The 23,297-nt window shown below is 63.8% G+C and carries 16 protein-coding genes, 1 tRNA gene and 1 pseudogene; 10 read left to right on the forward strand and 8 right to left on the reverse strand.

The genetic code is table 11. From position 1 onward, the window contains the following. Positions 1–12: 12 nt before the first annotated feature. Both GGD61_RS32830 and GGD61_RS32835 read right to left on the reverse strand, forming a co-directional pair. Positions 13–2,355, reverse strand: coding sequence for a xanthine dehydrogenase family protein molybdopterin-binding subunit (locus GGD61_RS32830; protein WP_092261367.1), 2,343 nt, complete (start codon positions 2,353–2,355; stop codon positions 13–15). A gap of 83 nt (positions 2,356–2,438) precedes the next feature. Beyond that, a complete protein-coding gene (locus tag GGD61_RS32835) occupies positions 2,439–2,924 on the reverse strand; it encodes a (2Fe-2S)-binding protein (RefSeq protein WP_018321562.1) in 486 nt (161 codons plus the stop codon). Positions 2,925–3,851: 927 nt separating this feature from the next. Here GGD61_RS32835 and GGD61_RS32840 point away from each other — a divergent pair. The 4 genes from GGD61_RS32840 to GGD61_RS32855 all read left to right on the forward strand — a co-directional run bounded on the left by GGD61_RS32840 (position 3,852) and on the right by GGD61_RS32855 (position 8,479). Further along, a complete protein-coding gene (locus GGD61_RS32840) occupies positions 3,852–5,567 on the forward strand; it encodes a PQQ-dependent methanol/ethanol family dehydrogenase (RefSeq protein WP_246786101.1) in 1,716 nt (571 codons plus the stop codon). Between the two features lie 130 nt (positions 5,568–5,697). Then, entirely contained in the window at positions 5,698–6,879 is a 1,182-nt protein-coding gene (locus GGD61_RS32845; RefSeq protein WP_210311275.1) for a c-type cytochrome, read from the forward strand. Positions 6,880–6,987: 108 nt separating this feature from the next. Continuing rightward, complete coding sequence (locus GGD61_RS32850) at positions 6,988–7,674, forward strand: response regulator transcription factor (RefSeq protein WP_092261400.1); 687 nt, start codon at positions 6,988–6,990, stop codon at positions 7,672–7,674. A 106-nt stretch (positions 7,675–7,780) separates the two neighbouring features. Continuing rightward, positions 7,781–8,479 (forward strand): response regulator transcription factor, encoded by a 699-nt coding sequence (locus tag GGD61_RS32855; protein ID WP_018321558.1) that lies wholly within the window; start codon positions 7,781–7,783, stop codon positions 8,477–8,479. 41 nt (positions 8,480–8,520) lie between these two features. On the opposite strand, the gene GGD61_RS32860 is transcribed toward GGD61_RS32855, so the two are convergent. Further along, entirely contained in the window at positions 8,521–9,879 is a 1,359-nt protein-coding gene (locus GGD61_RS32860) for a hybrid sensor histidine kinase/response regulator (protein WP_092261365.1), read from the reverse strand. Between the two features lie 10 nt (positions 9,880–9,889). Then, entirely contained in the window at positions 9,890–11,056 is a 1,167-nt protein-coding gene (locus GGD61_RS32865) for an FIST N-terminal domain-containing protein (protein ID WP_092261364.1), read from the reverse strand. Positions 11,057–11,324: 268 nt separating this feature from the next. On the opposite strand from GGD61_RS32865, the gene GGD61_RS32870 reads away from it, so the two are divergent. Together GGD61_RS32870 and GGD61_RS32875 are read left to right on the forward strand one after the other, a co-directional pair. Beyond that, positions 11,325–13,364, forward strand: coding sequence for a methyl-accepting chemotaxis protein (locus tag GGD61_RS32870; protein ID WP_179739699.1), 2,040 nt, complete (start codon positions 11,325–11,327; stop codon positions 13,362–13,364). 359 nt (positions 13,365–13,723) lie between these two features. Continuing rightward, positions 13,724–15,763 carry a methyl-accepting chemotaxis protein gene (locus GGD61_RS32875; protein WP_183231896.1) on the forward strand — a complete coding sequence of 680 codons (2,040 nt, stop codon included), beginning with the start codon at positions 13,724–13,726 and terminating at the stop codon, positions 15,761–15,763. Between the two features lie 113 nt (positions 15,764–15,876). Here GGD61_RS32875 and GGD61_RS32880 read toward each other — a convergent pair whose 3' ends face one another. Beyond that, complete coding sequence (locus GGD61_RS32880; protein ID WP_092261362.1) at positions 15,877–16,248, reverse strand: DUF3175 domain-containing protein; 372 nt, start codon at positions 16,246–16,248, stop codon at positions 15,877–15,879. A 182-nt stretch (positions 16,249–16,430) separates the two neighbouring features. Here GGD61_RS32880 and GGD61_RS32885 point away from each other — a divergent pair. From GGD61_RS32885 to GGD61_RS32895, 3 genes and pseudogenes are all read left to right on the forward strand, one after another. Further along, positions 16,431–17,915, forward strand: a pseudogene (locus GGD61_RS32885) (MFS transporter). A 4-nt stretch (positions 17,916–17,919) separates the two neighbouring features. After that, positions 17,920–18,738 carry a trehalose-phosphatase gene (otsB, locus tag GGD61_RS32890; protein WP_092261360.1) on the forward strand — a complete coding sequence of 273 codons (819 nt, stop codon included), beginning with the start codon at positions 17,920–17,922 and terminating at the stop codon, positions 18,736–18,738. A 241-nt stretch (positions 18,739–18,979) separates the two neighbouring features. Continuing rightward, positions 18,980–20,443, forward strand: a complete 1,464-nt coding sequence (locus tag GGD61_RS32895) for a trehalose-6-phosphate synthase (protein WP_092261359.1) — start codon at positions 18,980–18,982, stop codon at positions 20,441–20,443. A gap of 190 nt (positions 20,444–20,633) precedes the next feature. Here the strand turns inward: GGD61_RS32895 and GGD61_RS32900 are convergent, their stop codons facing one another. Next, positions 20,634–20,975, reverse strand: coding sequence for a hypothetical protein (locus tag GGD61_RS32900; RefSeq protein WP_092261358.1), 342 nt, complete (start codon positions 20,973–20,975; stop codon positions 20,634–20,636). A gap of 194 nt (positions 20,976–21,169) precedes the next feature. On the opposite strand from GGD61_RS32900, the gene GGD61_RS32905 reads away from it, so the two are divergent. After that, a tRNA-Ser gene (locus GGD61_RS32905) sits at positions 21,170–21,259 on the forward strand. Between the two features lie 198 nt (positions 21,260–21,457). On the opposite strand, the gene GGD61_RS32910 is transcribed toward GGD61_RS32905, so the two are convergent. Together GGD61_RS32910 and GGD61_RS32915 are read right to left on the reverse strand one after the other, a co-directional pair. Further along, a complete protein-coding gene (locus tag GGD61_RS32910) occupies positions 21,458–22,561 on the reverse strand; it encodes a murein L,D-transpeptidase family protein (RefSeq protein ID WP_092261357.1) in 1,104 nt (367 codons plus the stop codon). Positions 22,562–22,606: 45 nt separating this feature from the next. Further along, positions 22,607–23,284 carry a nitroreductase gene (locus tag GGD61_RS32915; protein ID WP_092261356.1) on the reverse strand — a complete coding sequence of 226 codons (678 nt, stop codon included), beginning with the start codon at positions 23,282–23,284 and terminating at the stop codon, positions 22,607–22,609. Positions 23,285–23,297 lie beyond the last annotated feature (13 nt).

Here is a 23,297-nt window from a genome sequence, read left to right on the forward strand (position 1 = left end):
CGTTCCTCCCTCTTAAGCCGCGTTGATCGTGCGCCACACCCGATCAGGGGTTGCGGGCATTTCCAGATTGTTCTTGCCGATCGCATCCGTGATCGCGTTGATCACGGCCGCAGAGGCGCCGATCGCGCCGGCCTCACCGCAGCCCTTGATTCCCAGGGGATTGCCCGGGCAAAGGGTCGTGGTGTGGGAGAGGTTGAAGGAGGGCACGTCGTCGGCGCGCGGCATGGCGTAGTCCATGAACGAGGCCGTGACCGGCTGGCCGTTGGCGTCGTAAATCGCGTGCTCGAGCAGCGCCTGCCCGATGCCTTGAACAAGGCCGCCATGGACCTGGCCCTCGACGATCATCGGGTTGATCAGCCGGCCGAAATCGTCGGCCGCGACGAAGTCGACGAAGGACGTCTTGCCGGTGCCGGGATCGACCTCGAGCTCGCAGATATAGGTGCCGGCCGGGAAGGTGAAGTTGGTCGGATCGTAGAAGGCGCTCTCCTTCAGACCCGGTTCCATCCCGTCAGGCAGGTTGTGCGCGGTATAGGCCGCGAGCGCGACCATCGGCAGGGCAATCGCCTTGTCGGTGCCGGTCACCTTGAACTCGCCGTTCTCGATGACGATGTCGGCCTCGGAAGCTTCCAGCGCATGGGCCGCAATCTTCTTGGCCTTCGATTCCATCTTCTCCATGGCCTTCAGGATCGCGGTGAGGCCGACGGCCGCCGAGCGCGAGCCGTAGGTGCCCATGCCGAACTGCACCTTGTCGGTGTCGCCATGGACGATCGAGACCTGGCTGATGGGAACGCCGAGGCGATCGGCGACGAGCTGGCAGAACGTGGTCTCGTGGCCCTGGCCGTGGCTGTGCGATCCCGTCAGGATCTCGATGGTGCCGACCGGGTTGACGCGCACCTCGGCCGATTCCCACAGGCCGACGCCGGCGCCGAGGCTGCCGACCGCCTTCGACGGCGCGATGCCGCAGGCCTCGATGTAGCAGGACACGCCGATGCCGCGCAGCTTGCCTTGCGACTTGGCTTGCGCCTTGCGCGCGGCGAAGCCGGCATAGTCGATCGCCTTCATCGCGGCATCGAGCGAGGCGTTAAAGTCGCCGGTGTCATAGGCCATGATCACAGGCGTCTGATGCGGGAACTGGGTGATGAAATTGGTCCGGCGCAGTTCGGCCGGATCGACCTTGAGCTGCCGCGCCGCCGTTTCCATCAGCCGCTCGATCAGATAGCTCGCCTCGGGGCGGCCCGCGCCGCGATAGGCGTCGACCGGCGTGGTGTTGGTGTAGACCCCGATCACCTCGGCATGGATCGCCGGGATGTTGTACTGGCCCGACAGCAGCGTCGCGTAGAGATAGGTCGGCACCGAGGACGAGAACAGCGACATGTAGGCGCCGAAATTGGCGTAGGTCTTCACCTTGAAGCCGGTGATCTTGTTGTTGGCGTCGAACGCCATCTCGGCATGGGTCACATGGTCGCGGCCGTGCGCGTCGGTGAGGAAGGCCTCGGTGCGGTCGCCGGTCCATTTCACGGGACGGCCGACCTTCTTGGAGGCCCACAGCGCCACCATCTCTTCGGGATAGATGAAGATCTTGGAGCCGAAGCCGCCGCCGACGTCAGGGGCGATCACGCGCAGCTTGTGCTCGGGGGCGATGTTGTAGAACGCCGAGAGCACGAGGCGGGCGACGTGCGGGTTCTGCGAGGTCGTATAGAGCGTGAAATGCTCTTCCGCCGCGTCGTAATCGGCGATCGCCGCGCGCGGCTCCATCGCGTTCGGGGCGAGGCGGTTGTTGGTGACGTCGAGCTTGACCACATTGGCGGCCTTGGCGAAGGCGGCATCGGTGGCGCCCTCGTCGCCGATCACCCAGTCATAGACCTGGTTGCCGGGAGCTTCGGGGTGAAGCTGCGGCGCGCCAGACTTGATCGCGGCCTGGACGTCGGCGACTGCGGGAAGTTCCTCGTAATCGACGGCGACGGCCTCGGCCGCATCGCGCGCGAGATTCTTGCTTTCGGCGATCACGACCGCGACGGCCTGCCCGACGAAGCGCACCGTCTCCGGCGCCATCGCCGGCCATGCGCCCATCTTCATCGGGCTGCCGTCCTTGGAGGTGATGGCCCAGCCGCAAATGAGATTGCCGACCTTGTCGTCGACAATCTCTCGGCCCGTGAGCACGGCGACCACGCCCGGCATCTTCAGCGCGGCGGAGGAATCGATCCCCTTCACCTTGGCGTGGGCGTGCGGGCTGCGGATGAAATGGGCATGGGTCATGCCCACCAATTTGATGTCGTCCACGTACCGGCCCTTGCCGGTGATGAAACGCTTGTCTTCCTTGCGCACGACTCGCGCGCCGATGCCTTCAACACCCATGTCTGGTCCTCCCGACCGGAAATTTCTTTGACCGCGCTTTCCCTCGAAAGCTGCAGCCGTGGTTCTTTTCGAGGCGCGCCGCTTTACTCGGCCGCCTGCGAGACCTTCATGCGCCCGGCTGCATCCAGCACGGCTTTGACGATGTTGTGGTAGCCGGTGCAGCGGCAGATATTGCCTTCGAGCTCGGTGCGGACGGTGGCTTCGTCGAGCTGGCCACCATGGCGGTGCACGATGTCGATCGCCGACATGATCATTCCCGGCGTGCAATAGCCGCATTGCAGGCCGTGATTGTCGCGGAAGGCGGCCTGCATCGGGTGCAGCTCGTCGCCCTTGGCGATGCCTTCGATGGTGGTGATGCTGGCGCCGTCGGCCTGGCCCGCCAGCATGGTGCAGGATTTCACCGCTCGGCCGTCCATGTGCACGACACAGGCGCCGCACTGGCTGGTGTCGCAGCCGACATGGGTCCCCGTGAGATTGAGATGATCGCGCAGCAGTTGGACCAGCAGCGTGCGGTCCTCGACGTCGACAGCAACGGCCTTGCCGTTCACTGTCAGTTTGACTGTAGACACGGTGTCGTCCTCCCAGAATGTTTGTAGTTATTCCAATTAGAAACAGCGCGATGAAACTTTGCAACTGGGATTTTGGGTCGCCGGGTGTCACGAAACGGTCGTCGAGGCGCTGCGATCAGACAACACCGATCCGTGTCGCCGCCAGTGCATGGCGCGACCCGTCTGAAACTTGCAAGGAGATGGTCTCTCGCGTCTTCCGCGGCGTCCTGCTCTGCCATCGCGCGAAGGCTGCTCGCCCCGTGGATGTCGGTCTTGGCGCCGCCGATTGTCTCTCCCTTGGGACGACTCCTGTCGTCGCTCCGCAAATAGGAGCACGGCCGGGCAACTTTGTAATCGCGATCTTGGTAGTAGGGTTTTGCACGATAAGTCATTGATTTTATTGGAATGTTGATCCGACATGACGAGCTGGACCGGCTTGGCCGGCCTGTCGGGAGGCGGCCTGCCCAAGTCCGCCCTGATCCCTGGCGATCGATGGACGCGAAGAAGACAACCAATCTCTCGAGATGGTTTCGCCGCCGAGCATCACCCTCGTGCCTGAATGCGGGCCGGTCAAAGCGAGCTGCAACGATACAGCGACATTGACGGATATTGTAACCGCTCAGCAGCCCTCGCCGCGGTTGAGCCGTCGTCGTGATTTGCGGTCGTCGCTGATGCCGACTTTCGACGGAACGCGCGGATGGCCACACGATGTTGCCGCAATCCGATCGCTGGTTTGGAGCTGCCAACAAGCGACAAGAAACGAGTGCCGACAACGAGATGAGCGGCCAAGCCTGACAACGATTTGCACTACTACCTTCCGCCTATACTAAGCGCGAAAAGGCGATGCTGTAATTTCCGTGATGGTTCGCAGTCGAACTGCGTATCGAAAAGCGCAAAAGCGCATCGGCGCTCAACGTGGCGCGCAAAGCAACATCACGGAGGGAATAAATGACCTTTGGAACGAGGGGCTTCTTGGCCGGCATTTCGATGATCGCGATGCTGGGCGCCGGCACAGTTGGCGTTCGCGCCAACGATTCACTGCTCAAAGCGCAATCCGATTCCAATCAATGGGCGGTCGCGGGCCACGACTACGCCAACACGCGTTTCAGCCCGCTCAACCAGATCAACGCCGAGAACGCCGGCAAGCTGTCGCTTGCCTATTCGTTCTCGCTTGCATCGCTGCGCTCGAACGAATCCTCGCCGATCGTCATCGGCAACACGTTGTACGTCTCGACCTCATGGGGGCCGAAATACGTCTATGCGCTCGACGCTGCGACCGGCGCGCGAAAGTGGACCTATGAGCCGGAGATTCCGGACGACGTGCTGCAATACGCCTGCTGCGACGTGAACAATCGCGGCGTCTCCTACGCCGACGGCAAGATCTTCGTCGGCCGGCTCGACGGCAAGTTGACCGCGCTCGACGCCGCGACGGGCAAGGCGCTGTGGACGGCGAAGGTGGTCGATTACAAGCAGGGCTCGGTCATCACCTCGCCGCCGCTGGTCGTGCGCGACAAGGTCATCACCGGCTTCGGCGGTGGCGAGTACGGCGTGCGCGGCGCGCTTCAGGCCTTCGACATCAACACCGGCAAGCTCGCCTGGCAGACCTACACCGTTCCGACGCCGGAGGAGCCCGGCGGCGATACCTGGAAGGGCGATTCCGCGCAGCATGGCGGCGGCGCGGCCTGGCTGGTCGGCTCTTATGATCCCAAGACCGATACCGTGTATTGGGGCACCAGCAATCCCGGGCCGTGGAACACTGCCGTGCGCTCGACCGGCAACGGCGATTTCGGCAAGCTGACCAATCTCTACACAGCCTCGACGCTCGCGCTCGACCCGAACACCGGCAAGATCAAATGGCATATCCAGACCACACCCGCCGACGCCTGGGATTATGACGGCGTGAATGAGGCCGTGCTCGCCGATCTCAACATCGGCGGCAGCAACGTTCCGGCGCTGATGAAGGCGGATCGCAACGGGTTCTTCTTCGTCGCCAACCGCGAGACCGGCAAGGTTCTTTCGGCGGAGAAGTATGTCTTCTCGAACTGGGCGCAGAAATTCGATCTCGCCACCATGCGCGCGGTCGAGGATCCCGACAAGCGTCCGGGCCCCGGCCATCCCGCCAAGGACATCTGCCCCAATTTGATCGGCGGCAAGAACTGGCAGCCGATGTCGTTCAACCCGCAGACCGGCCTCGTCTACATTCCCTCCAACAATGTCTGCATGGATTGGTCGGTCAGCGACGTCGCCTACAAGCGCGGCGTGTTCTATCTCGGAGCCGAATTCCCGACCAAGGAAGGCCCCGGTGGCTTGCTCGGCGAGCTCGTGGCCTGGGATCCCGTCAACCAGAAGAAGGTCTGGTCCATCAAGGAAGACCTGCCCTTCAATGGCGGGACGCTGACCACTGGCGGCGGCCTGGTGTTCGCCGGCAACATCCATGGCGATTTCCGTGCCATCGATGCGAAATCCGGCAAAATGCTCTGGAGCAAGAATCTCGGCTCCGGCATCGGCGCGGGCCCTGTGACCTACATGGTCGACGGCAAGCAATACGTCGCCATCGTCGTCGGCCGCACGGCAGCGCTGCCCGCGTTCCTGGGCGAGGTTGGCAAGAAGATGACGGCTGCAGCTCCCGAGGGCGGCTCGCTCTTCGTGTTCTCCGTCCAGTGACCACTGGCGCGTGTATCCCCGAGTGACGGGATACACGCGCTCTTTTCCCAAAATGTGATCGCGTCGTTGCGGCCGAGGCCAGGCCTTGTCCCAACGTCACGCCAACGATGCCCAACCACGGGAGGTGAGGATGCGTCCAAATCGTTCTGGCCTTGGCCACAGCAGACGTCGCGCCATCGCAGCTTTGCTCGCATGTGTTGCCGGCTCCGCGCTCATCGTGCCAGCCGCCCCGAGCCGCGCGAACGAAGTGCAGCCGTTCCGGCTCTGTGCCGATCCGACCAATCTTCCGTTCTCGAGCAACAGCCCCTCGCAACCCGGCCTCTATGTCGAGATCGGGCAGGCGCTGGCGCGGGCGCTCGGGCGGCCGATCGCCTACGACTGGTACAAATCGTATTTCGGCAAGCGCACTGTCCGCGTCACACTGCTCGGCAAGCAATGCGACGCCATGATCGGCCTGCCGCGCTCCGAGGATTTCATGGGGCCGGCCGTGATCTTCTCGAGCACGGTTGCGCGTGAAGGCTATGCCCTCGTGACCGCAAAGGACCGGACGATCTCAGGGGTCGACGATCTCCGGGGCAAACGGGTCGCCGTGCAGTTCGCCAGCACGCCGCAAAACCTCCTGGCGATGCGTGACGACATCCAGAAGGTGACGGTGCTGTCGCCCGAGGAAGGCATGCAGGCGCTGGATCGGGGCAAGGCCGACGTCGCCTTTATCTGGGGACCCGTGGCCGGCTGGCTGAACAAGACCGTCTACCAGGATCGCTATCGCGTTCAGCTCACCGAAGGCGAAGGTTTGTCGTGGGACGCGGCGATCGGCTTCGCGAAGGCCTCGACAGAGCTGCGCGACCAGATCGATGCGGTCTTGCCGGACCTCGAGCGGACCATCGCCGATCTCAAGGCGAAGTATGGCCTGCCGACCGGTCAGCCTCTCCGCCTCAGCGCCGTGCAGACACCGGCGGGAACCACGACCGGCGCCGGGACCGGCGTGGCGCAAGTGGCCAACGTCGTCGCGACCGAGACCAAGGGCGACGCGCTGGCGTCAAATGCCGAAGCTGTCGGTCAGGGCAAGGAGATCTTCAACGGTACCTGTGCGCATTGCCATGGTCCCGACGCGATCCAGAGTGAGCGGAAGATCGATCTGAGGCTGCTGCGTCACCGCTACGGCGACGAGATGCGAGAGAAATTCTTGACCACGGTGCATGAGGGGCGTCCGGCCAAGGGCATGCCGTCCTGGAAAGAGGTCTTCACCGACAGCCAGTTCGACAACATCTACGCCTTTCTGCTGACGGTTCAGGTCGAATCGAACGACTGAATGGTCTTGACCGGACGGCATCGGGGAGATGTTCTAGGGTCCGTTTCGCATCCATCGGCACCAACGTCCGATGGATGCGCCCGCGCGATGGACCCCGGGGAAGGTGCCATGACCAGCTTCCTGATCATCGATGATCATCCGCTGTTTCGCGAGGCGCTCGGCAATGCCGTGCGGCTGGCGCTGCCGGAGGCCCGCATTCTGGAAGCGATGTCGATCGAGGACGCCTTGCGGGTGCTTTCGGTCGAACGCGGGATCGACCTGGCGCTGCTCGATCTCTCGCTTCCCGACGCAACCGGCTTCTCCGGCTTTCTCAGGCTGCGCGAGACCTATCCGCGCCTGCCGGTCGCCATCGTCTCGAGCGAGGAGGATCAGCATGTGGTCCGCGAGGCGCTGGCGCTGGGTGCTGCCGGCTATCTGCCAAAATCCACGTCCAAGCGCGAGCTCGCGCAATCGATCGAAGGCGTGCTCGGCGGATCGGTGTCCGTGCCGAAGGATTTCGTGGCGGAGCCGCAGCGGAAGCGGGCCGACAGCAGCAAGGCACTCAAGGTCAAGCTCCGCGAACTGACGCCGCAGCAGCTTCGCGTGCTCGATCTGCTTCGTCGCGGCTATCCGAATCGGCAGATCGCGCAGGAGCTTCAACTCGCCGAATCGACCGTGAAGGCGCACATCACCGAGATCCTGCGCAAGCTCGGACTGTTCAGCCGCAACAAGGCGATCGTCGAGATCGGCAAGGTCGATCTGCCGGATCCGCGGCAGCGGCCCCAGCTAAGGACCGATCGCGGGAGGCCGCAATGAGCTGCTGGTCCGACTTGATCTGGATCAAGCCGGATTGCTCCGGCAACGGCATGCTCGCCGCTCTGATCGCTGACTTCGGTGACGAGCTGGGAACGGCCCAAATCTGATGCGGTTTCTGATTGTCGAGGATCATCCGCTGTTTCGCGAGGCGCTCGAGGGGGCGCTGCAAATGGCGACGCCGGATGCCGATATGCTTCAGGCCACCTCGATCGACGGTGCGCTCGAATTGTTGGCGTCGAGACCCGATGTCGACCTCATTCTCCTCGACCTGTCGATACCCGGGACGACCGGCCTGTCTGGCATCATCCGCATCCGCAAGGCGTTTCCGCGCATTCCCGTCGTCATCGTGTCGGGGCACCAGGACGCGCAGATCATCTCGGGCGCATTGTCGCTCGGCGTATCCGGCTACATCCTCAAATCCTCGTCCAAGCAGGAGCTGGCGCATTCGATCAGCGAAGTCGTGCGCGGCGCGGTGTGTCTGCCGGCCGCTTTTCGCGCGCTGGCCCGCCCGCAGCGCTCGCCGATCGCGGCCCAGGATCTCCTGAAGCGGCTTCACGATCTGACGCCGCAGCAATTGCGCGTCCTTGAAATGCTCAAGCGCGGCCTGCAGAACAAGCAGATCGCCTTTGAGCTGAAGATTTCCGAGACCACCGTGAAGGTTCACGTCTCGGATATCCTGCGCAAGCTGAACGTGCTGAGCCGCACCAAGGCGATCGTCGAAATGTCGAAGATCGATTTTGCCACCCTGGCGGGCTCCGGAGCTGCCGCGAAGCGCGACCGCGCCCGGACCGATCCGCCCGCATGATGCAGCCCTTGCTCGCCGCCGATGCGGCGCGAGGGGATGAACTAGCTCAGCAGGAACGACAACAGCGCGCGCATTTCCGCCGGCCTGATCGGCTTCTTCAGCACTTCCAGCCCATAGCGGCTGGCTTCCGCCGCGGCCTTTTCGGAATAATCCGCGGTGATGATCATCGCCGGCACGTCCGTGTTCAACTGGCGCCGGATTTCCTCGACGGCCGACAATCCGCTTTCGCCGTGATCGAGATGGAGATCGGCGACGATGGCGTCCGGCGAGCCGCCTAGCTCACTCAAACGCTGGGCGGCGTCGGCGGCGGATCTCGTGGTCGCGACATCGCAGCCCCATCCTTCCAGCAAGGCGGCCAGCGCCTCCGCGCCCGAGGCGTCGTTCTCGATCAGCAGGATCTTGGCCCCTCCCAGACCGCCATAGTGCAGATCGGCGGGCTTCATTTCCTGGAGGTCGTCGCTGACATCGGCGCGATCGGCCGGCTCCAGGTCGAGCACAAAGGTCGATCCCCGGCCGAGATGCGACGACAGCCGCACCTCGTGCCCGAGCGCCGTCGCGAAGCGGCGCACGATCGAAAGACCGAGACCGAAGCCGGCCTGGTCGGTCGCGCTCGCATCGCCGCGCTGGAACTCCCGGAAGATCGCCTCCTGCTGCGCTTGCGCAATCCCGGGTCCGGTATCGGAGACCTGGATCGCGATGCGATCGCCACGCCGCCTGCATCCCAGGATGACGCCGCCGCTGCGGGTATAGCGGATCGCATTCGCGAGAAGGTTTTGCAGGATCCTCCGGAGCATCAGCGGGTCGGACAGGACCGCAAGCGGCGAGGTGCGGATGCGCAGGGACAGTCCCTGCCTCCAGGCGATCGGCTCGAACTCGTCGCGGAGCTGGTCGAGCAGCGGCCCAAGCGCGATCGGCCGCACGTCGGGCCGGAGCGCGCCCGCATCGAGCTTCGCGATCTCCAGAAGCGAGCGCAGCAGGTCTTCCAGCGTAACCAGGGACCGGTCGACCTGGTCGATGAGCAGGCCCGCTTCCTGCGACTCCATCATCTCGGTGAGTGCCGACAGGGTCAGGCGCGCCGCGTTCAGCGGCTGGAGGAGATCGTGGGTGACCGAGATCAGCACGGACGATTTCAGCGAGCTTGCAGCCTCCGCCTGCTGCTTGGCGCGGTACAGGCCTTCATTGGCCCGTTCGACCGAACGCAGAGCATCCCGCAACTGATGGGTCCGGTCGCGAATCTGATGGTCGAGCGCAATTGCGGTTTCGAACAGCGAGAACGCATTGAGCTGCTGATCCATCGACCGCTCGACGCGGGACATCAGCGCCGCATTGATCTTCTTCAGCTTGACGGACTCCCGCCGGAGCTGCTCGATCGTTTCGGCATCCTGCCAGGTCTCTGCCACATCGGCTCCGTTACGTCGGCCGCCTGCCGATGGCGACGCCGGTGAAGGTCTGGTTCACGTGCATCGAGCCGAACTGTTCGCCGTAGGTATGGAATCCGACGACGCGGTTCTGCCGGTACAGCTCGGACATTTCGCGTGAGAGCTGGTGCTGCTCGGCATCCAGCCGGCGTAGCAGGCATTCGAAGCCAATATAGAGAGAGACGTCACCGATCTGGTCACGGGTTTCCGCGAAGGCGTCGCGGGTGGCTCCGACCAGGCTGCACGAGGTTGCCGTCGTCAGAACCATGCCCTCATCGATCGCGCAGAAGAAGCGCAGCGAGCCGTCGGGATCGACGCGCTGGATCGACCGCGCATAATAGGACCCGCCGACCCGGACCAGCACCGGATGGGAGGCGAAGGAGAACGGGTCGAGCTTGGCGTCGATGATTCCGACGGCGCGGGAATATTCCGCGGCGGCAGGCTCGGCGTTCAATTCCTTGACGACGCGCTGCTCGATATCGGCCTCGGTGACCACCATCTTCTGTGTGGTGGGCTCGAAATTGTCGCATTTGAACACGCGGAACGGCAGCGACGTGTTGAGGAGAATGAGGAGAGCCGCGTCGGTGTGGGCCCTGCCGTCGAAGAACACCCAGGTCCTTTCGAAGCGCAGGCCGTCGCCGGCCGACCCGCCGACGATCGGGATATTGTCGAGCGAGGCATAGAGGGCGGACATCACAGCCTCTTCGCGGCGGCACATGCCGTCGATCAGCACCAGGCCGAACGGGTTGCCGCCACTGACCTCCGAGGTCGTCCGCAGCAACTCGTGGCGAAGCTCGCTGCCGATCCGGCGGCCGTCCTCGACGTGGAAATTGGCGAGATTCAGGATCGGCCGGACCACGGCGTTGAAGTCGGCCTGGCTGAACGTCATCGCGACAACGCTGTTCTCGTCCCAGCCGTCCGGCGCCAGCTCGCCGGCCGTGGTGCAGCCGCAGACCGGCGTGTCCGCAAAGTGTCGCGTGATCTCGGCGATGAACCGATGAGGATCGTAGCAGGGGGAGAGGAAGACCAGGACCAGGGCCAGCTCGTCCGACGGAAGCTGGGCGACCAGCTCGGCAACGGCCTCGTCGACGGTCGGAGCTTTCGATTTCGCGACCGCAACGCCGGACGAACCGCCAAACCGAAGATCGGCCTGCCCCACTTCGTTTCTCTCCTCAAGGACCGGCTTGGTCTGTCGCCAAGATCTGCCGCCAAGTGCCGAAAACACTAGGGCTTTTCCAGTCTACCCGCAACATCGCGCGGTCTCCGGCCCGGACTGGAAATTGCCGGCCTGGTGCTTGCGCAGCCCGGGATAGCGGGCCGGAGGAATTTACCGCCCCTTGACGATTCTGCCTTAGTTTTGCGCATGCGGTCGGGGAGGCGGGGCGCCTTCGGATCGCGGCTGTTTGGAATAAATAATGGGGGTGGGAATGTCCGGGCGTATCGCGTCGCCGTCAAAGCGCACAATATTTCCTACCCTGAGGTTCCGCGCCAAGATCATCCTGGGCTTTGCGGTCGTGCTGGCGATCTCCGCCGGCAGCATGGCCTTCTCCTATTTCGGCTTCGAGCGAGTCTCCGCCGGGGTCGGGTCCTACCGTAGCAGCGTGTCGGAGGCGGACCTCGCCCGCAACATCGACCGCGAGCTGCTCGGCTACCGTTCGGCCGTCAAATATTTCGTCGTGACCGGCAAGGAAGATGACGCCAAGGCGGCGCTCGAGGCCGAGGCCAGCCTGAAGAATGCCATCGACCAGGCCGTCAAGAGCGCCAAGACCCCGGCACGGAAGGAGAGTCTCGACAAGCTCGCCAAGGAGTTCGCGAATTTCTCCGCAACCTTCGGCAAGGTTCTGCAGGCCAAGCGTGACAGCACGTTGCTGGTGCAGAACCAGCTGCAGCGCCAAGCCAATCTCCTGAAGTACAAGCTCGACGACGTCGGCAATAACGCTTCCGATTCCGAGGCGCAGGCGATCGAGTTCGGCACCAAGCAGGTCAACGCTCAGTTCCAAACCGCGAGTGCTGCAGCCACCAATTTCGTGCTGACGTCCGATCAGGCCATCGCGACCAGCGCGCTGGCGCGGCTGAAATTCGTCGAGAACTCGCTCGGCGCGGTCTATTCCATGGACGACAAGATCGTCGCCGGCCTGAAGGAGGCCAAGACCATCCTCGGCGCCTATCGCGAGGCGTTGGAGAAGCTGATCGCCAACGCCAAGATGGTCGACGAACTCGTCACCGAGATGAGCGGCTCGGCTGGTGCGATCCAGCAAGGCGCGACCGCCATGAAGGCGGACCTCGTCGCCGAACAGCAGCGGCTGGACACGGAGTCGGAGGCGACCATCGGGCAGACCGAGCAACTGGTGCTGATGCTGGCCATTGGCGGTACGCTGCTTGGGGCGGTCCTCGCCTTCCTGCTCGGCACCGGCATCTCGCGTCCGATGATCGCGATGTGCAAGGCGATGCGCGAGCTGGCCTCGGGCAATTTCGACGTGGTGCTGCCCGGTCTCGGCCGCAAGGACGAGATCGGCGAGATGGCGGGCGCGGTCGAGGAGTTCAAGGTCCAGGCCGTGGCAAAAGCCGAGCGCGATGCCGCCGCCAGCGAAGCCCAGAACAGGGAGGCGAGCGCTGCCCGCCGCTCCGAGCTGATCCGCTTCGCCGATGATTTCGAAAGCGCGGTCGGCGCCATCGTCTCCAACGTGTCGGCCTCGGCCGTGCAGCTGGAATCGGCGGCGTCCACGCTGACCCGCACTGCCGAGACCACCCAGAGCCTGTCGAGCCAGGTCGCCGGCGTGTCCGAGCAGGCGTCCTCCAACATGCAGTCGGTCGCCACCGCGACGGAAGAGCTCTCGGCCTCGGTCGAGGAGATCGGCCGTCAGGTCCGCGACTCCAGCCGGATTGCGGAAGCTGCCGTGGTGCAGGCCAAGGAGACTGACGGTCGCATCGGCAAGCTGTCGCATGCCGCCCAGCAGATCGGCGAAGTCGTCAAGCTGATCACCGCGATTGCCGAGCAGACCAACCTTCTGGCACTCAATGCCACCATCGAGGCGGCACGGGCCGGTGAAGCCGGCCGCGGCTTTGCCGTGGTCGCCAGCGAAGTGAAGTCATTGGCGAGCCAGACCGCGAAGGCGACGGACGAGATCTCCTCGCACATCACGGGCATGCAGGGCGCCACGGCCGAATCGGTTGCCGCGATCAAGGAGATCGGTGCGACCATCGGCCAGATCTCGTCGATCTCGACCTCGATCGCCAGCGCCGTCGAGCAGCAGGGCGCGGCGACGCAGGAAATCGCGCGCAGCGTCCAGACCGTCGCGCAGGGCACCCAGACCGCAGCCACCGACATCGGCGAGGTCAACCGCGGCGCCGCCGAGACCGGCTCGGCTTCCGAGGAGGTGCTGCACTCGGCCAAGACGCTGTCATCCGAAAGCACCCGCCTGCGCGCCGAGCTCGATCGCTTCATGGCCAATATTCGGGCGGCGTAAGGCTCGCTGAGCGTTAGACGCTCCGCTATCGTCAGCTGTCCGCTGTCGTCCCTGCGAACGCAGGGACCCATAACCCCAGGGAGAAGTTGGGACGCAAGACCCGTAACTCCGAGTCTTCGCCAAACCACTCCCTGTGGCTATGGCGATGAGCGCAAGCGCTCGCGCGGAGGTCCCCGATCTGCGCTTCACTTGTCGGGGACGACAGCGGAGTACGCATCTTCCCCGCGTCACCTAACCGCGAGTTGCGGCGCCACAAATTTACCACAGCTTATCCTTTGCCGATTACCGTGCGGGCGAGTCAGGAAGCGGGCTGCTTCCGGGCTGCGCCTGGTTTTCCGCGAATGGAATGGGGTGGGGGAATGTCGGTCAAGTCCAAGTCGAAGTCGAACCAATCGAAGCTGCCTACCTTGCGTTTTCGCGCAAAAATCATCCTCGGCTTCGTGGCGGTGCTAGCCATCCTCGCCGTCAGCATGGCTTTCGCCTATTTCGGCTTCGAGCGGATCCAGGCCGCCGTGGCTTCCTACCGCACCAGCGTATCGGAAGCCGACCTCGCGCGGACGGTCGATCGTGAGCTGATCGCCTATCAGGGACTGGCCCGGGCCTATACCCTGACGGGCGCGGTGGACGACGAGACCGCAGCCAAGGCTGCCGAAGACAATCTGAAGAGCGCGATCGCCAAGTCGATGTCCGCCACGACAGGCGCCGCCCGCCGTGAGCAGGTCGGCAAGCTGGAAGCCGAGTTTCAGCGCTTCACGAAGGTGTTCGGAGAGATCATCGTCCTGACGCGCGAGAACAACAAGATCGCGGCCGATGAGCTCAACAGCGTCGGCAACAAGATCCGCTTCAAGTTCGACGACCTCGCCGATACTGCCGCGCTGGCGGGGCTGGCATCGGTCCAGACCACGGCCAAGGACATCACCTCGCAATATCTGGCGGTCTCCACCTCGGTCGGCGCCTTCGTGGCCAAGCCGGAGCCGAAGACCGCCGACGGCGTGATCGCCCGCATCAAATTCCTGGAGACCCTGCTGGTCTCGATCTATGCCAGCGACCAGAAGATCACCGACCGCGTCACCGAGATCGGAAATCTGCTGAAGCAGTACCGCACCTCGTTCGCGAAGCTGACCGAGAATGTGAAGATCATCGTCAAGTCGAACGGTGAGATGACCAAGACGGCGGCGACCATCCTCAAGCTCTCGGCCGAGCTGCGTTCGGATTTGACTGCTGACCAGCAGCGCATCGAGGCGAGCGCCAACGCGACGATCGGAGAGACCGAGCAACTGATGCTGATGATGGCGCTCGGCGGCCTTGCCATCGGTGCCGTGTTGGCCCTGTGGCTCGGCAACGGTATCTCGCGTCCGATGATCGCGATGTGCAAGGCGATGCGTGAGCTCGCCTCTGGCAATTTCGACGTGGTGCTGCCCGGTCTCGGCCGCAAGGACGAGATCGGCGAGATGGCGGGCGCGGTCGAGGAGTTCAAGGTCCAGGCCGTGGCAAAAGCCGAGCGCGATGCCGCCGCCAGCGAAGCCCAGAACAGGGAGGCGAGCGCTGCCCGCCGCTCCGAGCTGATCCGCTTTGCCGATGATTTCGAGAGCGCGGTCGGCGCCATCGTCTCCAACGTGTCGGCCTCGGCCGTGCAGCTGGAATCGGCGGCGTCCACGCTGACCCGCACTGCCGAGACCACCCAGAGCCTGTCGAGCCAGGTCGCCGGCGTGTCCGAGCAGGCATCCTCCAACATGCAGTCGGTCGCCACCGCGACGGAAGAGCTCTCGGCCTCGGTCGAGGAGATCGGCCGTCAGGTCCGCGACTCCAGCCGGATTGCGGAAGCTGCCGTGGTGCAGGCCAAGGAGACTGACGGTCGCATCGGCAAGCTGTCGCACGCCGCCCAGCAGATCGGCGAAGTCGTCAAGCTGATCACCGCGATTGCCGAGCAGACCAACCTTCTCGCACTCAATGCCACCATCGAGGCGGCACGCGCCGGTGAAGCCGGCCGCGGCTTTGCCGTGGTCGCCAGCGAAGTGAAGTCATTGGCGAGCCAGACCGCGAAGGCGACGGACGAGATTTCCTCGCACATCACGGGCATGCAGGGCGCCACGGCCGAATCGGTCGCCGCGATCAAGGAGATCGGTGCGACCATCGGCCAGATCTCGTCGATCTCGACCTCGATCGCGAGCGCCGTCGAGCAGCAGGGCGCGGCGACGCAGGAAATCGCGCGCAGCGTCCAGACCGTCGCGCAGGGCACCCAGACCGCAGCCACCGACATCGGCGAGGTCAACCGCGGCGCCGCCGAGACCGGCTCGGCTTCCGAGGAGGTGCTGCATTCGGCCAAGACGCTGTCATCCGAAAGCACCCGCCTGCGCGCCGAGCTCGATCGCTTCATGGGCAATATCAGGGCGGCGTAGCGGACCGCGGAAAGAACGCGTAGGTGGATTAGCGAAGCGTAATCCACCACCTTGATGTCACGGCTGGGAGTCGACTGGTGGGTTACGGCTTCGCCTAACCCACCCTACAAATCTCACTCCCTCCCGAACGCCCGCTTCAGCTCCAGCTTCGCCTTCTCCAATCGCGTGCGCTGCGTCTTTGGCAAGGTCTTGCCGGCGCGGTTGATGTAGAAGGTCAGCATCGACAGCGCCGAGCGATAGGCGCCGGCCTTGCGGCGTGAGCTGTGCTCGGCCGATCGCTTCAGCGATGTCGCGATTCTCTTTGGGCTGGTCAGCTTGAACACGCCGCGCTTCAGGTCGAGCGCGTCGCTCTGCTTCGTCACGCGCTGCGACCAGCGCTTCGGCGCAGCACGCCTCGCACTCTTCCGCACGGCGCCGCGCTTGGCGCTCGTGGTCCTGCGCGCGGCTGTTTTGCGGGATTGTGTCGTCTTTCTGACATGAGCCATGCGTCAACTCCTTGCGGCTCCATCGGAAACGAGCGGTATGAAGGGCCGTTCCCCTGGGAACCCGGCCTCGCCGCAGACGTTGTCGCAGGTGGCAGGCGGAATGCCGCACCCCGATGATCGGATCGACCCCGTCCACATCATGTGAACCGGGGGCGCTTCCATTGATCAGACACAACAACCCGATGGAATTGCAGCAAAGCCCAGCGCCGAACTATGCTCCTGTGGTCGCGGCAGCCCCGGCCGATCGCATCGTCGAGACCAGTATCCCCGCGCGGCTCGACGCGCTGCCCTGGAGCGGCTTTCACACCCGCGTCGTGCTGGCCCTCGGCATCACCTGGATCCTCGACGGGCTCGAGGTGACGCTGGCCGGCGCGCTCTCCGGTGCGCTGAAGCAGAGCCCGTCGCTGCAATTCTCCAATCTCGATCTCGGTATTGCCAATTCCGCCTATCTCGCCGGCGCCGTGCTCGGTGCTCTCGGCTTCGGCTGGCTGACTGACCGCATCGGCCGCAAGAAGCTGTTCTTCATCACGCTGGCGCTCTATCTCTCGGCGACGGCCGCGACCGCGCTGTCATGGGATGTCGCCAGCTACGCGCTGTTTCGCTTCCTCACCGGCGCCGGCATCGGCGGCGAATACACCGCGATCAACTCGACCATCCAGGAGCTGGTGCCGGCGCGCTATCGCGGCTGGACCGATCTCGTCATCAACGGCAGCTTCTGGATCGGGGCCGCAATGGGCGCAGTGGCGTCCATCGTGCTGCTGGATCCTGCTGTGATCAGCCCCGATCTCGGCTGGCGCCTGGCTTATCTCATCGGCGCGACCGTCGGCCTCGTCGTGCTCCTGATGCGGATGTGGATTCCGGAGAGTCCGCGCTGGCTGATGATCCATGGCCGTCCCGATCAGGCCCATGCGATCGTCGACGAGATCGAACGCTCGGTGATCGGACGTGATAAGGATACGAGCGACGGGCGCTTCATGAAAATCCGGCTGAAGATGCGCGATCACACGCCGATCCGCTAGGTCGTGCACACGCTGTTCTCGGCATACCGCCAGCGCGCGCTGGTCGGCCTCGTGCTGATGAGCGCGCAGGCGTTCTTCTACAATGCCATCTTCTTCACCTTCGCGCTGGTGCTGACCGATTTCTACGGCATCAGTGCCGATCATGTCGGCTGGTACCTGCTCCCGTTCGCCGCCGGCAATTTCCTCGGGCCGCTGCTGCTCGGCCGGCTGTTCGATACGCTCGGCCGCCGTGTCATGATCATGTTCACCTATGGCGTATCGGGCCTGTTGCTGGCGATCTCCGGCTATCTGTTCTCCATCGGTGTGCTTACCGCGCAGGGGCAGACCATCGCCTGGATGGTGATCTTCTTCTTCGCCTCGCCGGCCGCGAGCGCGGCCTATCTCACCGTCAGCGAGACCTTTCCGCTCGAAGTTCGCGCGCTGGCGATCGCGGTGTTCTACGCGGTCGGCACCGGCATCGGCGGCGTGATTGGGCCGGCGCTGTTCGGCGTATTGATCGACACGGGATCACGCACCAGCGTGTTCGCCGGCTATCTGCTGGGGTCATTCCTGATGATCGCAGCCGCGATCGTGGCTTGGCGCTATGCCGTCCCTGCGGAGCGCAAATCGCTCGAACAAATCGCGCGGCCGCTTGCCTTTATGGAGTAGACTGATGAAATCAGAACTTGCAGAAATGGCGTTGGACCAGAAGCGCACCATGCATGACGACGAAGCACCGGATGCGGTGCCGGTTCCGCATGCGCTGGTGCCGCATCTCGACGAGACCGCAATCCTGCTCGACATCGACGGCACGCTGCTCGACCTGATGCCGACGCCGCGCGAAGTATGGGTGCCGCCGGGCCTGTCGGACACGCTGAATCGGCTGACCGAGCGTACCTCCGGCGCGCTGGCGCTGGTCAGCGGTCGTTCGCTCAACGACATCGACCTGATCTTCGCGCCCGATGTGTTCCGCGCCGTCGCCGGCCACGGCGCGGAGATGCGGCTGTCGATCGACAATGAGGCCGATGACGTGCACGCGCCGCCGCTGGACAAGGAGCTGAAGCGGCGGCTGGCCGCCATCGCCAAGCTTTCACCCGGCATTCTGCTCGAGGACAAGGGTTATTCGCTCGCGCTGCATTACCGCCTCGCGCCGCACGCGGAGAAAGCGATCTACGAATCGGTCTCGGTGATCCGCGCCGACCTGCCCAATGCGCCGATCGAAGTGCTGCCCGGCAAGTTCGTCTGCGAGATCAAGCATTCCGGATTCACCAAGGCGACCGGCGTGCGCGAATTGATGAAGCGGGAACCGTTCAAGGGACGGCGTCCGATCTTCATCGGTGATGACGTCACCGATGAAACCGTGTTCGCGATCATGCCCGACATGAACGGGCTTGCCTTCTCGGTCGGCCGCCGTGCCATGGGCGTGAATGGCCATTTCGACGCGCCGAACGATGTGCGTGCATTCCTCGCCCGCCTGCTCGACCCGAGGTGAAACAAAGGCAGCGCCATGTCGCAGACATGATGCTCTGGGAACGGCGCCGCCGCGCGCTGCAATGCGTGCTGCGCAACATGCCCGCATGAGCTGTCTTTGCAACGAAATCTAGGGTTCCCGAAGCGAAACCAGTTCCAACGCGCGTGCCCGATTTTGGTTTCAATTGGTTGAAACGATGATCAGGAACCATATTGATGAACGGCAGTTAAACGGGGTGGAATGAAACAGGAGGGGACGACCTGTGAACTTAGTCGTCGTTTCGAATCGCGTCGCCCGCGGCAAGCCTAACGAGCCCATGACGGGCGGCCTCGCGGCGGCCTTGTTGCCGGTTGTGGAACATTCGGGCGCGATCTGGGTGGGTTCTTCAGGCCGTGTGCGTGACGGCCATCAGAAGGAACCGTTCGCTGAGATCGAAGCGCTCGGATCGGGCGCGATTGCGACGTTGGATCTGCCGGCGGCGCATTACGGCGGCTATTACGAAGGCTTCGCCAATTCGGCGCTGTGGCCCGCGCTGCATTCGCGCAGCGATTTGATCCGCGTCTCGCGCGACGATTACCTCAGCTATCGCGAGGTCAACGCCTTCATGGCGCGCGCCTTGATGCGCTTCCGAAAAGCCAAGACTGCGTTCTGGGTGCAGGACTATCATTTCCTCGCGCTCGGCGCCGAACTGCGTGATCTCGGCCTCGACGATCCGATCGGCTTCTTCCTGCATACGCCGTGGCCGGTCGCCGCGGTGATGCAGGGCGTGCCCAATCATCGCGAGCTGATCACGGCAATGCTGGCCTACGATCTCTTGGGCTTCCAGACCGAGGAGGATTGTCAGAATTTTCTCGGCTATGTCGCGAGCGAGCTTGGCCTCGCCGTCGAGGACGGCGTTGCGATTTCGCAGCATGGCCGCACCCGCTGCGAGGTCTTCCCGATCGGCATCGATGCGGAGAAGTTCGCCCAATACGCGGCGAAATCAGCCTCGCATCCCGACGTGTCGCGGCTGCGGCGCAGCCTCAATGGCGAGCGCCTCGCGATCGGCGTCGACCGGCTCGACTATTCGAAGGGCCTCGTCAACCGCATCAGCGCGTTCGACCGGCTCTGGACCGAACAGCCGCAATTCTCGCGCAGCATCTCGCTGCTCCAGATCGCCAACCCCTCGCGCGGCGGCATCGAGGCCTATGGCAATCTGCAGAACGACGTCGCGCGCCTCGTCACCGACGTCAACGGCCGCCACGGCGAGGTCGACTGGACGCCGATCCGCTATTTGAACAAGGGCTTCAGCCAGGCGGTGCTCGCAGGGCTCTACCGGACCGCGCAGATCGGCGTGGTGACGCCGCTGCATGACGGCATGAACCTCGTCGCCAAGGAATATGTCGCCGCGCAAAACCCGGCCGATCCCGGCGTGCTGGTGCTGTCGAAATTCGCAGGCGCGGCCAACGAGCTCGACGCCGCGCTGGTTGTCAATCCGCATGACATCGACGGCATGGCCCGCGCGATCGCGATCGCTGCCGCGATGCCGCTCACAGAGCGCAAGATGCGCTGGGACGCGATGATGAAGAAGCTGCGCGGCCACACCATCCAGCAATGGTCGGCCGATTTCGTCGCCGAGCTCGAGAAGTGCCGGACCGAGAAGGCCGCGGTCGCCCCGCTCGCCGCGCAGCCGCCGCAGGCATTGCGCTGGCTGAAGTCGGCGATATCAGGCGTGAGGCTGATTTAGCTCTCACGAGCTTGCTCGATGCTCTTCCCCTCTCCCTTGCGGGAGAGGGTGGCTCGCCGCATATGCGGCGAGACGGGTGAGGGGTTTCTCTCTCGCGTAAATCTTCCGAAGCATATTTCGTTGATGCACACCCCTCATCCGGCGCTTCGCGCCACCTTCACCCGCAACAAGGGGAGAAGGAAAGAGGACATCAATAACAATACGACACCCCATCCAGGATCGCGCATTGCCGCTTGTTCGGCGCGTTCGGATCGTCCATTGGCACCATGCCCTTGCCCTGGCCGACGAACACGCCGGGCCCGACATGCACCGAGCTCTTGTTGCCGATGATCACGCTCGGATGCGGCGAGGCGCTCGAGCGCGTGCCGTCCGGCCAGATGATGGCATCGCCCGACAGCACCCCGCGCCGGCCGTCATTGCAGCTGACATCGACCCCTTGCCGGGTGCAGACCTGCGCGGCGGCGGGCACGGCGAAGGCGGAGCCAAGGGTCGAAATCAGGCCGACGGCGGCGATGGTACTTCGGATGGTCATGGCGTCCCCGGTCGTGTTTGCTGTTCTTACGTGAATCGTCGCGCCAAACCCGTCACCGGTTCAGCCGGCAGGCGGGTCATGGCATCTGCCGTGTCAGATATTATCCCGTAAATACAACAGCTTACGGAAAATTCACCCGATTTCCCCGCGGTCTCTTGCAAAATCATCGGCGCCCCTTCAAGAGAGGGCGCTCCGGAGAGATGGCCGAGTGGCTTAAGGCGCACGCTTGGAAAGCGTGTGTGCGGGAAACCGTACCGTGGGTTCGAATCCCACTCTCTCCGCCAGCCTTCAAACAAAGTTTGCGCAAGGCTGTCGCGCCGAAGCCCGCGGGGCGGAGGCGGACTCGTTGCCGCTTGCTTTGGTTCAGCAAGCCGGGACGAACTTTTTTCAAGGTCTCCGCTCCGACGCCGCCAGCATTTCCTGGACGGAATGCCGGTGCCAGCCATTGTCTACCGATGATCCATCGGGCGCCGCGCGAGCGTTCAGCACCGACCTGACGGGAAGCCGACACGCGTCGGATTACACTCCGGCGGCTTGTCCAACGAGCTGCCAAACCATCTACTCGTCAACGAGCCGTCATTGTCGATCCAGGGGATCGGCGGCAATTGCGGCAGGTAGGATGCATACGGCATGACTTTCGCAAGCGTCACTCTGCCCGGAAATTGTGTGAGAAATGCCTTGTTCATTCCGCCGTCCAGTCCGCTGTATATCGGGGCAGCCGGAAAATTGTCTTCGAGAAAGCGCGCGTATTCGAGCTCGTCGGAGCGCCTCTTCTCCAGCGCCCGCCGCGCGATTTGCGGGTTGACGACGAAGGGGGGACATTTTTCGGCAGGGTTGAACACTGGAGGCGACGGCGAATTCGGGGAAGGTTGCGCATCGAACACATAGCGGCGGTCGCACACATCCACCCTTGGTTCGAGTCGCGTCGTCTCGAAATGATCGTTGCCGATCTTGAGCATTTTCCAGAAGGCCAGGTTGGGACTATTTCGATGCCGCGCCAGGTTTGCCGGCGTCAGGCGGAACGGATAGGCCTGGACCTGGAACGAGGGCCGGCCGCCGAGGAATGAGTCGCGTGCCAGCGAATAGATTTCGCTGATCTGTTCGTCGGTCATGGCATAGCAACCGCTCGACCAGCAGTCGCCGTGGATCATGAGGAAGCTGCCGTTGCGCTTGTTCGCCCTGTCGAACGTGTTGGGGAAGCCGAGGTTGATCGAAAGATGGAAGTTGGAGTTCGGATTCATCAGCTCGGGCGTAATCGTATAGAACCCTTCCGGAGCCTGTCGGTCGCCCTCGTACAATTTCGGCCCGAGATCGCCCGACCACCGACAGATCGGATAGGTCTTGAGGATCTGGAAAAGGCCGGTCGCGTCCTGCTTCCAGACCTCGAGCTCGGCCTCCTCTTTGAACAGGCGCACGACGATAGGTGAATATTTCGGCATCTTCTTCTGTTCGAGCAGCGAGAGCAGCTCGGCAGGTAGTTCCCTCGTTGCCTTGGCCGGCAACGGCTTGCTGCTTTCGCCGAGACAAATGACCGGCGTCAAGGCAGTGGCAAAAGCCGCCGCCAGCACGAATACACGTCGGACCATGGCGCGGATCACTGCTGTGCCTCCAGCCCTTCCGACCGCGCGCCGCTACGTCTCGAACCCGACGAACACCGTCGCTTCCTCGATGGACTTCCGCTCCGACACCACCGCATTCGCCGGAAAAGATTCATCCGGCCAGCCCAGCGCGATGCTTTTCATGATGACTTGATCGTCGGCTATGCCTGCGTGCTCGCGCACCACGGGGGATTGCATGATGCCCTGGCTGTTGATCACGGCGCCGAGCCCGCGGGACCACGCGGCATTGACCAGGGCGGTCGCCACGGCGCCGCAGTCGAAGGGCGTATCGTCGCTGCCGTCAAGCACGCGGTCATAGGTGATGATCACGCAGACGGGCGCGTCGAACTGGCGGAAGCCGCGCAGTACCCAGTCCTGGCGTTTTTCCATGTTGTCGCGCTCGATTCCCATTGCGGAGAATAATTGCTTGGCGACGCCGACCTGCCTGTCGCGGTGCTTGCCTGCAAAGGCCTGGCCCGTGCGGAACTCGCGCGACTGCGGGATGCCCGCCACCATCCGTTCGGTGTTGCCGGCGCGGATCCGATCGAGCGGTTCGCCGGTGATGACATAGAAATTCCAGGGCTGGGTGTTCATCGACGACGGAGCGCGCATCGCCAAGCCAATGATTTCCGCAATCAGCTCCTTGGGGACCGGATCGGGTTTGTAGCCTCGGATACTCCGGCGACCGAGGATGACGTCATCGAACTGCATGTGTGTGGAATTC

The sequence above is a fragment of the Bradyrhizobium sp. SBR1B genome (assembly GCF_014198205.1).
GTDB lineage: Bacteria > Pseudomonadota > Alphaproteobacteria > Rhizobiales > Xanthobacteraceae > Bradyrhizobium.

What these genes read in the sequence shown, in the direction of transcription:
- otsB (WP_092261360.1), top strand. Translation starts at nt 17,920, where the DNA reads ATGAAATCAGAACTTGCAGAAATGGCGTTGGACCAGAAGCGCACCATG.
- GGD61_RS32910 (WP_092261357.1), bottom strand. Translation starts at nt 22,561, where the DNA reads ATGGTCCGACGTGTATTCGTGCTGGCGGCGGCTTTTGCCACTGCCTTG.
- GGD61_RS32870 (WP_179739699.1), top strand. Translation starts at nt 11,325, where the DNA reads ATGTCCGGGCGTATCGCGTCGCCGTCAAAGCGCACAATATTTCCTACC.
- GGD61_RS32830 (WP_092261367.1), bottom strand. Translation starts at nt 2,355, where the DNA reads ATGGGTGTTGAAGGCATCGGCGCGCGAGTCGTGCGCAAGGAAGACAAG.
- GGD61_RS32900 (WP_092261358.1), bottom strand. Translation starts at nt 20,975, where the DNA reads ATGACCATCCGAAGTACCATCGCCGCCGTCGGCCTGATTTCGACCCTT.
- GGD61_RS32855 (WP_018321558.1), top strand. Translation starts at nt 7,781, where the DNA reads ATGCGGTTTCTGATTGTCGAGGATCATCCGCTGTTTCGCGAGGCGCTC.
- GGD61_RS32875 (WP_183231896.1), top strand. Translation starts at nt 13,724, where the DNA reads ATGTCGGTCAAGTCCAAGTCGAAGTCGAACCAATCGAAGCTGCCTACC.
- GGD61_RS32840 (WP_246786101.1), top strand. Translation starts at nt 3,852, where the DNA reads ATGACCTTTGGAACGAGGGGCTTCTTGGCCGGCATTTCGATGATCGCG.
- GGD61_RS32880 (WP_092261362.1), bottom strand. Translation starts at nt 16,248, where the DNA reads ATGGCTCATGTCAGAAAGACGACACAATCCCGCAAAACAGCCGCGCGC.
- GGD61_RS32915 (WP_092261356.1), bottom strand. Translation starts at nt 23,284, where the DNA reads ATGCAGTTCGATGACGTCATCCTCGGTCGCCGGAGTATCCGAGGCTAC.
- GGD61_RS32845 (WP_210311275.1), top strand. Translation starts at nt 5,698, where the DNA reads ATGCGTCCAAATCGTTCTGGCCTTGGCCACAGCAGACGTCGCGCCATC.
- GGD61_RS32850 (WP_092261400.1), top strand. Translation starts at nt 6,988, where the DNA reads ATGACCAGCTTCCTGATCATCGATGATCATCCGCTGTTTCGCGAGGCG.